General features: G+C 48.1%; 7 protein-coding genes. 4 read left to right on the top strand and 3 right to left on the bottom strand.

The annotated features are described in order from the left end of the window. The first annotated feature begins 140 nt into the window (after positions 1-140). Positions 141-317, top strand: coding sequence for a hypothetical protein (locus H6F90_RS01190; RefSeq protein WP_190549499.1), 177 nt, complete (start codon positions 141-143; stop codon positions 315-317). 26 nt (positions 318-343) lie between these two features. Here H6F90_RS01190 and H6F90_RS01185 read toward each other — a convergent pair whose 3' ends face one another. Next, a complete protein-coding gene (locus H6F90_RS01185; RefSeq protein WP_190549497.1) occupies positions 344-568 on the bottom strand; it encodes a hypothetical protein in 225 nt (74 codons plus the stop codon). A gap of 311 nt (positions 569-879) precedes the next feature. Here H6F90_RS01185 and H6F90_RS01175 point away from each other — a divergent pair, with 311 nt between their 5' ends. Next, complete coding sequence (locus tag H6F90_RS01175; RefSeq protein ID WP_190549493.1) at positions 880-3,504, top strand: protelomerase family protein; 2,625 nt, start codon at positions 880-882, stop codon at positions 3,502-3,504. 431 nt (positions 3,505-3,935) lie between these two features. Here H6F90_RS01175 and H6F90_RS01170 read toward each other — a convergent pair whose 3' ends face one another. Continuing rightward, positions 3,936-5,288 carry an IS4 family transposase gene (locus tag H6F90_RS01170; protein ID WP_190549491.1) on the bottom strand — a complete coding sequence of 451 codons (1,353 nt, stop codon included), beginning with the start codon at positions 5,286-5,288 and terminating at the stop codon, positions 3,936-3,938. Positions 5,289-5,384: 96 nt separating this feature from the next. Here H6F90_RS01170 and H6F90_RS01165 point away from each other — a divergent pair, with 96 nt between their 5' ends. Both H6F90_RS01165 and H6F90_RS31340 read left to right on the top strand, forming a co-directional pair. Continuing rightward, positions 5,385-5,582: a hypothetical protein gene (locus H6F90_RS01165; protein ID WP_190549489.1), complete on the top strand. Its 198-nt coding sequence runs from the start codon at positions 5,385-5,387 to the stop codon at positions 5,580-5,582. 184 nt (positions 5,583-5,766) lie between these two features. Continuing rightward, a complete protein-coding gene (locus tag H6F90_RS31340) occupies positions 5,767-5,964 on the top strand; it encodes a hypothetical protein (protein ID WP_190549487.1) in 198 nt (65 codons plus the stop codon). A 96-nt stretch (positions 5,965-6,060) separates the two neighbouring features. Here the strand turns inward: H6F90_RS31340 and H6F90_RS01155 are convergent, their stop codons facing one another. Then, positions 6,061-11,568 (bottom strand): ATP-binding sensor histidine kinase, encoded by a 5,508-nt coding sequence (locus tag H6F90_RS01155; protein ID WP_199295649.1) that lies wholly within the window; start codon positions 11,566-11,568, stop codon positions 6,061-6,063. Between the last annotated feature and the right edge of the window lie 2 nt (positions 11,569-11,570).

The following is an 11,570-nucleotide window of genomic DNA, read 5'->3' as shown; positions in this document are numbered from 1 at the left end:
GCAAAGCTTGCAGGCTTTGACGTTGGTAGGGAGTCGGCATCCCATCGAGCAAGTGATAGATTAGTTCTTGGGCGTGGGCAAGAATGTCCATTGTTCTTGCGGTCTATTAGTTTCACGCCCTTTCTGCCACCTTTTAAGCCTTGGTGCAAGATCTGAGCTTGACTATCCTGGATGATTTACCGCCGCCTCTAGACGAGTTTAGAGCCCTCCAGCAGCAACTTCGCCAAGAGTTAGGAGCGAAGCCTACGACTCTCAGGGATCGCATCAAACACAACCAGAAATCTCGTCCCAAAGCTCAAGGCTTTGGAGTGAGGTGAAAGCGATCGCGACTTCATCGGAGCATTTATGCCACTCGCTGGCCGCGCTTGGGTTTGCAATCCACAAAAGCGATCGCCTCAGGATCTAGATACCCAGCCAGTGCCATTTCAATCACAGCTTCGACGGGGTAATCAATTTCAGCTGCCCGTTCGACAAACGCGGCTCGAATGCGTTCTGGCAACCGCTCTAGTATTGCCTCCGCATCCCCAGGCAAGAGTTGCTCAAACGATTGGTCAGGGGTTGTTTGCATCGTTAGCTCTCCATTGGGATACGCGCATTGTAGGGCGGCTCAGTAGCTCTTAAGAGAATGGCTTCTAACTCCGATAATAACCCTCGGTCCCCCCAGCGTTCGATCTCGGCGATCGCTATCCTCACATCGCTAGGAGGGTAGCGATCTAACCAAGCCCAGGTCAAAGGTTTATGCCCATCGTTGAACCGGGTCCCTAAGTTATTTGTATCCCCCCTATTACTCAAAAGTTGTCGTTGGTTTTTATAGCTTATTTTTATCAATTAGCTTATCTAAAAATGATATCCTAAACAGGTGTCGATAAGATATAGATCATGGATACTGACCTGCTCCATCGAGCTGCGGCTCAGGCTAAAACAAGCTGGCTCGAAAAGGCACTCACAACCCTGTTGCCTCAAGTCTGGGATCTGACGATCGCATCTGCTAATTGGCAGGAGAGCGCTTCGATTTGGGCAGCTCAGATTGACCACTTGTTTAAGGAGAAGAAGCTGATTACACCCACTCAGCAAAAGAATCGGCGCACGGACATTGCTAAGGCTCTGAGAACGATTGACCCACAACATCCGCTCATTCCCTTCGTGCTGCTGCCCTCCGAGGTCTATACAGCCCTGAACAATGAACAGGCCAGTCGGCTCAATGCTCGGGAAAATAAATTCTTTACCAGTCAGCAGGCCAATCTGTTAGTCGAGCGGGCGATCGCGCTGCTAGAGAGTGATGAGCCAGATGAAGTCGCAGCGGGATTAGCGGTCTTAGTCGGACGCCGCATTAGTGAGATTCTCCTGTCTCAGTTCAAACCGAAGACGGCCTACAGTTTGCTGTTCTCGGAAGCGGTGAAGCGCCGGGGGGAGGTGGGGCTAGAGTTTGAAATCCCGACGTTGGCTCCAGCAGACTTGGTGCTAAGGGCGATCGCTCATCTTAAACAGGTTTGGAGCATTGAGGAACTCAGGGCACTCAACCTTCCTGACAACCATCTCAAACGGCGCATTAATGCCAAGTATTCTGGGGTGCCTCATGCTTGTCGTCAGCATTTCGCGGATTTGGTGCCAGGACGGGAGGCGGAGAACGATGATGGGGAACGGCTCTACACTCATTTGTTTCGAGCGGTGTATGCCGAGATTGCCACCTACTACTACAAACCCCAGTGGGTGCCAGACCATCGCTTTAAGGCGGAAATTCAGGGGCACTTCAAACTGACTGAGAACGGGCAGAAGCTTCCCAACTACTCGGCTCGGCAGAATTATGATGACTATTTGATTCGCGATCGCTCTCCAGGGGAATCGGGGGTGAAGTTGGGGTTGCCAGGAGTAGAAATTTTAGAGGTGTTTCAGAAGGAGGCAGCGATGGTGGAGGGTGAAGTATCAGGTTCAATCGTGAGCGTTGAGTCACCAGCGACTCGCCTGAGGCTGGAGCAAGGCACGATTAATGCTCTTCTCTATCGAGCGGTCGATCGCCTCTTGTTCTCCAAGCAGTGGGCGGAGGTGGCTACCGGATTACTGCTGGTGACGGGGCGAACCTTAGATACCCTGCTGTCGGCAATTCCCTCGCCAAAAACTGGGTTCTCTATTCTGGTTGAGGGGATCGAAGTCCCCACTCTCACCACTGCTAATCAGGTGATCTCGGCGTGGCATCAGTTTCGTCAACTTGCACCTCTACCCCTGCCAGAAATTGACGGAGCGGTTCAAGCGGTGGGCGATCGCACCTTTCATGACTTGCTACCCATTCAAGGCGTTGAGGCGTTGAGAGCCCTCTACAGTTGCCTGGCTCTTCACTGGTTTTGTCCACCATCAGTTCCACAAGCAGCTTTCTTGAGCGCGATCGCCTCCCCTAACCCCAGGCCTTTTGAAACAGCGAATCCCAACCGAGGGATGAAGCTCACTCAGCGCAACGTCGAAGTCCTTGAATTATTCCAATCTCAAGCTCATTCTGCCACTGAAGAGGAGGTCGCTACTATGCCTGATACCCCATCTGAAGCTTCTCCGGTAATGGAGGCAACTCCAACGGAGCCTGCTCCCAACAAACTGCGCCCACGTCGCAAGTCTGTGTCGGTGGATGCTGATTTGCTGCGTTCGGTGGCGGCCAACTTTGGCCTTGAGATTCGCGGCAAGGCGGGAACGGTGGGGCTCAGCTATGAGGCTGCACTCGCAGAATTACTATCTCTGCTGGCAGAACCTGAGGAGGGGCGATCGCCTGTGGAGGTGCCGAGTAATGGCTCGCTTCCTGATACTGCACCAACACCCACGACACCCAGCGATCCCGCTCTGGCGATCGCCCTCACCGACCAGGCCCGCACCTTGGCTTGGCTCACGGGCAGGCTTGAGGCATTAGAACAAGAAGTTAGTACACTCAGACAAGAGCGAGATGCCGCACTCCAGCAACTTAACCAGGGTGGACCCTCCACTGAGTTAGAGCAGCTGCAACAGGAGAATGCACAACTCAAGGTCGAACGCGACCAAGCAACCAGTAAATTAGAGACCTTTAGGCAGCTCCTGATGGGCGATCGCTCTGGCCAACCCAACCAGCCACTCAGCGCCATCGCTGTCTCCCCTCCAATTCCTTCTCAACCAGCCTCTCAGAGTTCTCCTGCTCCGGTTACGACGCTGGCAACTCCATCTGAGGCAATTCCTTCTAAGCCCCCTCGCAAACGCCTCCCTGAAGACCAAGCCCTTGAGAATATTCGCCGTGCGGTTCAGGCCATTATGGATTTCAACAACCACGGCGATCGGACATTAAATGAAAAGTGGTACATCTCCTTCCCAGTCATCCAAACTCTGTTACGGGCTAATGGGTTGTCTGCCAATCAAAACAATGTCAGTACTGTCTTTGAGGAAATGAAGCAGGCGTTGGAACAACACCATGACCAACATCACCTCGGCTCCAGGCATAACCGCAGACATCCGGATATTTCCAAAATTGCTCAACTCGTTTCTCTGGACTCATGATCGGGTGAAAAGGCGATCAAGGGGCAAGGGGCGATCGCTCAATTACCTTTTTGAATTTTGAACTTTGAATTTTGCATTGATCCGCTTCATCTCCTTTTGCCTTTTGACTTCCTACGGATATCTCCTCCACCCAGTTCCTCGCTCGCCTAACACCATCTTTTATGATTATTCTTATTCTTACTTGTTGATAAGATAATCTCCAAAGTTAATCTTTAGTTTATTTATTTATCTAATTGTATTATCAAAAATAAATCAAATTCTTGTAATAAGACACTGACTGGACTCTTATCTAATACTTAGAGTACGTATTATTTGGACTCTATCCTTTTTCAGTCTTTGTACTTTTGTAAAATTGCCTCAATTCATCCTTGTTTCACTCCTCTTTGTCCTTTGTCACATCTTTCTTTACTTTATCCTTATTTCCCTCCGTCCTAGCCACGCATTAACTCCCAGGTCGCTGCCATTTCATGCAGCTTTCCTAACCCCCGCCACAAGGTCTCTACCCCAGGTTCTCCATCGCCCTTACGCCCTAAAAATCCGCCCAACTTCGCAATCCACAACACGCTCTCACCCAAGCTCGGTGCTTCTTCTGGCACTTGATTCGTTTGATGCGATCGGCAGTACAACACTTGCCATTCCTCTGTCTCCAAGATCCCGGCTACACTTTGTTCTGGATGCTGCCACGCTTCATACGTCAGCCACAGCAATCGCCACGCCACCATTGAGTAACAAGCAATTGCCCGCTTTAAGCGTCCCGCACTCTCGAGCTGCAACTCCTCCACTCGGCATCCACTTTTTAAAACATAGAAATATCGCTCGATTAACCAGCGCTTGGAATACCATCTCAAGCATTGGCACGCTGCCTCAAATGTCTCCACTTTGACCGTCGTTAATAGCAGCCACACGACCGCCTTCTCTCCCGTCGGCGGTTTCTCTTCCTCCGCCAACACCACATTTACCGCGATCGCTCCTAATGATCCCAAATGCGCGGGCGGCTGCAACCAAAACTGCCCATACCTCACGTTCAACACGGCTAACCGCTCTCGCCGTCGCGGCGTCCGTTGCAGCTTCAACGTGATTTCTCCTGCCACAGCACTCTGCCGGATCGCACTAAATAACGGCTTCACTTCTCCACTCACTGCCGCTGCTTTCGTGTTCCGATTCTGCGCTGCTCGAATCAGAAATTCACTCCCCTCGCGGCGCGGATGTGCGAAGAGCTCATATATATCCGCTTCTCGATCCGCGATCGCAATTAACTGTTTCTCTGCCGGAACTAACGTCTGGCTCAGCTCCAATCCCTCCAACCAGCGTCGGCTCTCTTTTTCCGCGATCGCTCTACTCCGTGCATCCTTCCCAACTCCCTTCAGCGATCGCGCCCATACCTCTTGCCCCAGCAACCCTAAAGGCACCCCCTCGCCACTCGCTGCCAAAATCGTATGCACTTTTAACCCGCGTGCTTTCGCATTACTAATCGGCCCTAACCCCCGCGTCGCCTTGAGATCGCTATACTCCACTTCACTCGTGTCCTGGATCGCTAAAACGGTTTGATGCCCTGCCGTCCGTTCCACTGTCCGCCGCTGATGCGGACTTAAAATCTCGCGATCGCTGACCCGCGCATTGTCCCAAAACTCATACACGCCCTGCACTGCTGCTTCATCTCGGCTCGCTTGCGGCACACTTTCGTTCGGCTGCGCCACTAAGTCTTCCACGATCTTCACTAACCGCCGATTCCGCCGCGCATCTCCTAAATCCACATCCCATAGCTCCTCCGCACCCCAACCCATCTCCAACTCCTCGCAGCATCTGCACAACACCTGACTTACAACTGACAATCTGGACGCAAGACGAAAATTGGATTGCATATGCATTGCAGATGCCGGGTGCAGCAACATCTGCCACACGGCTGCCGCACAAAACCTCCACCCTTATCTGTTTTTCTAGAGCTTTTCACCCCGGAGGCCAGCGCGATCGCTCTTAGGAATGCTAACTTCTGTGACAATCCCAGATCGCAAATTGACCTCAAACCCTTACAACTACTGCTATTCAACCGCTTTTTACAAGCAATGGAGTTTTCTTGAAGCGATCTCAACATCTCTTCCATTAACGAAAAAGGTCGTCATGGTTTGTCATACAAAGCATGTACTTTCCTTAAATTTGCGACCGCGCCAAGGGGAAGAAGGAAAAGGGAAAGGACGCGATCGCTCAATTGCCTACTAGGTAAATGTTTTGAGGGTTTTCTCGTTTGTGAAGAAAGATCTGACAATGCATAACGCCTTTTGCTGGGTCTTCCTCCCAGGTGAGTGGTTACATCAACTCAAGCCTGTGACTCTCAAAAAGCATGGTCGCAAGGCAAAGAGCATCTTTCGTTATGGTTTGGACTATCTGCGAAATATTATGCTCAACTTGGAGCAGAAAATGGATGAATTCTTGGATGCTTTAGAGTTTTTGTTCTGTACTTAGACCAGCAGCACTGAAGCTGGGGCAGAGCAACGCCTAGTGGAGTTGCCGACACTTGGGACAGAGTATGATTGACCTGCGCAGGTCAATCATACTCTTTTAATCTCCAATAGATTTCTGCCGAACAGGAATTTCAACAATAAATGCTGCGCCTTGACCTGGAGCTGACTCACATCTGAAATGACCATTATGCTTGTTGGCTACAATCTGGTAGCTGATGGATAAGCCCATGCCTGTACCAGCTCCAACAGGTTTTGTAGTAAAAAATGGATCAAACAACTTGCTGCGAACGTCTTCACTCATACCAATACCATTGTCAATCACACGGATTCTCACCCAATCATTACTGAGTGTTTCTGTACAAATGCGGATAATGCCCAAAACAGATTCAGATCGATCCGATCGCTGTAACAGCTCACAAGCCTGCTGCCTCTGATCACAGCCCTCCAGAGCATCGATCGCATTACTGAAAATATTCATGAATACTTGATTAAGCTGCCCGACGTAGCACTCAACAAAGGGTAAGTCACCGTACTCTTTCACCACTTCAATGCCGAAGCTTCCTTTGCGCTGTAGTCGGTGCTGGAGCAGCAGCAGGGTACTTTCAATTCCTTCATGGATATTGACCGACTTCATGTCGGATTCATCCAGGCGCGAGAAATTGCGGAGTGACAGAACAATCTGACGGATACGATCGGCTCCAATACGCATCGAATTCAGGATTTTGGGAAGATCTTGAATGAGAAACTCTAAATCCATTTCCTCCGCTAAATTTTGCAGCTCAGAGGGTGTATGGGGATAATGTTGCCGATAGCGCTGAATCAACTCCAGCAGATCATTGGTATAGCAGCTTGCATGAGTCAAATTGCCGTGAATGAAGTTGACCGGATTGTTGATTTCATGAGCAACACCCGCTACTAACTGCCCTAAACTTGACATCTTTTCGGTCTGAATCAACTGAATCTGTGTCTGCTTCAACTCATTGAGTGTCGATTCAAGCTGTCCGTTTTTCTCTTGCAGTTCTAATGTACGTTGTTCTACCTTTTGTTCTAGCGTGCGGCTATGGTCTGCTAGCTGAACGTTGGCTTGCTGCAAATCTTGAGTCACCACTTCTAGATTGCTATACAGCAGCGCATTTTCTAATGAGATTGCAGCTTGTGAGGAAAGCAGCTTCAAAATTTCTAATCGCTCAGGTGTAAAAGCTCCCATAGTCAAGTTGTTTTCAAGGTAGAGCAAACCAATCAGCTTGCCCTTATTAATAATAGGAGTACATAAAATTGACTTCGATCGCGTCTTTACAATGTAAGGATCACGCGCAAATTTCTCTTCTTGGGTCGCGTCATTAAGTACCAGCGTTTCTTGAGTTCTTGCTACGTAATTAATGACTGATACAGGCAGTTGCTGGCTCGTGGAGACAAGCTGTGGCTGCCACACTGTGATTTCGTCTTGGTCTACACTTCCGGTTGCCTCTACCATGAGCTGACCGGCTCGCTCTAGAATCAAGCAGCTTGTCTGAGCGCCTGCATTTTCCATTACGATTGTCAGCAATTTATCCAGCAACTTACTGAGCACAATTTCGCCTGCGATCGCTTGCGATGCTTTCACAATCGTCGTTAAATCTAGGGCACTCACGCCTCCTGTAATGACTGTCGAAGCGGTTCTAGAGTGGGTCAACCCCCTCGTAGATGACTCAAGGGTCGATTGAGAGGACAACTTAGGATGCGCTGCCTCTAGCTCATTCACCTTAGCGATCGCACCCCAGCAAGCATAGCTACAATGCGCCTTCATGAGGTAAAGGTGAGCAATTTCCTCCCGTCCCTGTGAATGGTAGAAGGTCGCTGCTGCCTCGTTCGCAATCGCCTCTTCGTGAACATAGCCCTGTTCTCTCGCCCCTTTGATGGCGTGATCGTAATAAGCCATCGCTTCTAGCACTTGGCCCAAGACTCTCGCTTTTTCTGCCTCTACCAAATTATATTTATGTTGGTAGTTTGCCGGAGCATGAATTGCCCACTGTTTAAGTTGGCTCTGATTGTGATTCACCTTTTCGAGATACTGCGCTTTCTCCTCTTGGCTTGCATTCTCGTAAACTGCCAGTAGCGATAAGGAATAGTAGAAGTTATATTCAACAAACTGCATAAAACCCACCATATTGCCGTGGTAAGGTTCTGCACTCTGAGCGTAGGTGAGTGCCTGACCATAATCTTTGAGAATATAGAGCAAAACCGTTTTTGCAAGATAGGTGAGGAAAAGCAGTGTGCCCATCTTTGTTTCGACAAAAATCGGTACCATTTTTAGCTCGTCAAAGCTCTCACCAACTAGACAAGTGCGATCGCTCACGTCATCGAGCAAGTTTAAGACCAGCTGCCTGACAATTTGAGTAAAGTAGATTTGATACTCTTGCTTGAGACTCAGCAGCAACTCGACATACTTCGCTTGCTTTTGATTAACTTCGCTTAACGGTTCTCCAACAAAAAATAGATAGTTACCGTAGGATGTGGAGTTATAGCAGGCATATTCTACATCGCCTGTATTTAACCCTGCCTGAATGCCAGCAAGTAAAGGGCTAATTGTCGTCTTAGCAGGCTCTTTCCAATGTCTGATAAAGACATTAAAGATATTGATTACTTTTGCCTCTAGCTCTTTAGCATGAAACTGTTCTTGCAATTTCAAACCCAATTGGCCAAAGCGATATCCTTCCTCAATGCGATTTAAGCCACCACACAGGATTAAGCCATACAAGGCATACCCCATCGCTGCAAAGGAAGAATTACCGTGTCGCATCGCCAGACTAGCCAGCGTGAATGACATAGCAGGAAGTAGTTCTGGTTTGGCATTCAGGCAGGGAGTCAGGAGCGTAATCAGAATTTCCATTGCTGCCAGCTTGTACGGATCGCTCATCTCTGGCAGATGGATTAAATCTTCAACTACGACTTCCTGTGGTGCTTCTTGAGTCAGACTTTCACCCAGCAGATCTAACACTTGCAACGAAGTCGCGATCGCGTCCAACATTTGATTGCGAGCAATGTTGAAATATATCTTGGTTTGGTAAACCTTGACTTTTTGCAAGAGATCTTGAGTATGTTCTAGAACAACTTCAGTGAGCTGCTCGGCTCGCTCAAAGTGGGTATTCAAGTACTCAACTTCAACGGTTTCGATGTGTAAAGCAGAGGCTAGCTCATATTGATTTTGCCAGCTATCTTCTGCAAGCAGATCCAAACCTGTGGTTAAGTACTTCAGCGCAGGTTCATATGCCGTTGCTGCTTTTGCTTTGCGTCCAGCTAGTAAATTTAATGCTGCTAATTCAGTTCTTTCCATTTGATCAGTAATCAAGTCAATGCCAATGTTTAGCTGGTTGACCAAGTCAAAAATCTTTTCGTCTCGCTCTGCTGGTTTCGTATATTTCAGCAACAAGCGTCCCACCTTTAAGTGAGTTTCTTTTTTACCCTCTTCAGGAATCAGAAAATAGGCAGCTTGCTGCACCCGATCGTGAAGAAAGCGGTAACTAACCTCTAGTGTCTCTCCCGCAGCCGAAGAATCAGTTCCCGACGAATCAACCAGCGCCAATTTGTAGGTATCGCTGAGCGGTAAGACCAGTCCACACTGTAATGCTTCCCATAACTCACCTGCTGTTGTGGATAAAGGTTTTTCGTTAACGATCGCTAATAAATTAAGATTAAATGTGCTGCCAATACAAGCCGCTAACTTCAGGGCGTTTTGGGTCACGTCAGGTAGTTTTTGTAATTTGCCTACCATCAACTCCACAACGTTGTCTGTAATGCCTACCTGCTGAATTTGCTCAAGCGTCCACTGCCACTGCCCAGATTCCACGTTGTAAGACAGCAGCTTTTCTTGATGCAATGAGGAAAGCATCTGAGTCAAGAAAAAGGGGTTTCCTCCTGTTTTTTGCAGCAAAAGCTCAGCTAGTGGTCTAGATTTAGCTGTATCACTGTGCAACGTATCAGCTACTAATTGATTCACATCATCAACAGCTAGCGGCGCTAAAGTAATTGTATTAACAACCGTTCCAGCGTTTTGAATGTCTTCCAACGCCAACATTAAGGGATGCGTTGCATTCACCTCGTTGTCTCGATAGGCTCCAATCAACAACAAGCATTGTCGGTCAGAAACCGTCATTAACAGTTGTAAGAGCTTTAAAGAAGCAGAATCTGCCCATTGCAAATCATCTAGAAAGAGAACTAGAGGATGTTCTTTCTGAGCGAAAAGACTCAGAAACTGTTGAAACACTAAATTGAAGCGGTTTTGAGATTCAGATGATCCCAACTGAGGCACCGCTGGTTGCGCTCCAATAATCAGCTCAACTTCGGGAATGACATCAATAATGACTTGACCATTTGGGCTGAGAGCCGTGATTAGTTTCTCTTTCCAAACCTGAATTTGAGCCTCACTTTCAGTCAGGATTTGTCGAATTAACTCTTGAAACGCTTGAATGAGAGATGCATAAGGAATGTTGCGCTTAAATTGGTCAAATTTTCCAGCAATAAAGTAACCACGCTGACGCACAACTGGCTTATGGATTTCATTGACTAAAGCCGATTTGCCAATGCCAGAGTAGCCCGCTACCAGCATGAGTTCGCTACGAGATGGAGCAGGATATTGAGAATCGAGAGTCAGATAAAGTTCTTGGCTATTCTCTACGTCTGCTACGCGATCGAAGGCAGCCAGTAAGACTGCAACTTCCTGCTCACGACCATAGAGCTTCTGTGGAATTTGAAACTTAGCAGAGATGTCACGTAGACCAATCGTAAAGTCTGCAACTACACCCTGAGTCTCTAACTGCTGCAGACAAGTCTCCAAGTCTACTTTGATGCCGTAAGCACTTTGATAGCGATCTTCAGCCGTTTTTGCTAACAGCTTCATGACGATCGCTGAAAGCACATGGGGAATCTGGGCGTTCAGTGTATATGGCGGAAGGGCATTTTTCGCAATGTGGCAGTGGACTAGCTCCATTGCATCGGTGACTGTGTAGGGGAGCTGCCCTGTGAGCATCTCGTAGAATGTCACCCCCAGTGAGTAAAAGTCTGTGCGGTAATCTAAGGAGCGGTTCATGCGTCCGGTCTGTTCCGGCGACATGTAAGCCAGCGTCCCTTCTAACAAATTGAGGTTGCTAATAACTTGATTTTCTCTAGACAGACGAGAAGCAATGGAGAAATCGGTAATCTTAACTTGTCCAGTTGCGGCATTAATAATAATATTTTGCGGCTTAATATCTTTGTGGATAATATTTTTTTGATGGAGTTCTCCCAGGGTCTCTGCGAGTTGAATGGCGATCGCCAAAAAATCTTTAATAGTAAGCGTCCTAGAAGACAAGAATATTCTTAAAGATTCACCATCAAAATCTTCAAGAATCATTGCCTCCCCTTCACCAAAAGCTTCTAGCGCATAAGGTTTGACAACTCCTTTAATGTTGAGGTCTTTTGAAAGCTCATATTCATGTCGCAACCTAACGATTTCTCTCTGCGTCGGATCGCTAGATCTTACAGTTTTAATAACAACAGGTTTGCCACTCTCTTTATCTTGACCGCGATAAATAACAGTGTTGAGATTTTCATAAAGCTTGCTTGCAACACTGTAATTTGAGTTCATCATAA

The sequence above is a fragment of the Trichocoleus sp. FACHB-591 genome (genome assembly GCF_014695845.1).
Lineage (GTDB): Bacteria > Cyanobacteriota > Cyanobacteriia > FACHB-46 > FACHB-46 > Trichocoleus.
The sequence above is the reverse complement of the archived record's forward strand: the minus strand, read 5'-3'. Positions and strand labels throughout refer to the sequence as shown.

What these genes read in the sequence shown, in the direction of transcription:
- H6F90_RS01185 (WP_190549497.1), bottom strand. Translation starts at nt 568, where the DNA reads ATGCAAACAACCCCTGACCAATCGTTTGAGCAACTCTTGCCTGGGGAT.
- H6F90_RS01175 (WP_190549493.1), top strand. Translation starts at nt 880, where the DNA reads ATGGATACTGACCTGCTCCATCGAGCTGCGGCTCAGGCTAAAACAAGC.
- H6F90_RS01170 (WP_190549491.1), bottom strand. Translation starts at nt 5,288, where the DNA reads ATGGGTTGGGGTGCGGAGGAGCTATGGGATGTGGATTTAGGAGATGCG.
- H6F90_RS31340 (WP_190549487.1), top strand. Translation starts at nt 5,767, where the DNA reads ATGCATAACGCCTTTTGCTGGGTCTTCCTCCCAGGTGAGTGGTTACAT.
- H6F90_RS01155 (WP_199295649.1), bottom strand. Translation starts at nt 11,568, where the DNA reads ATGATGAACTCAAATTACAGTGTTGCAAGCAAGCTTTATGAAAATCTC.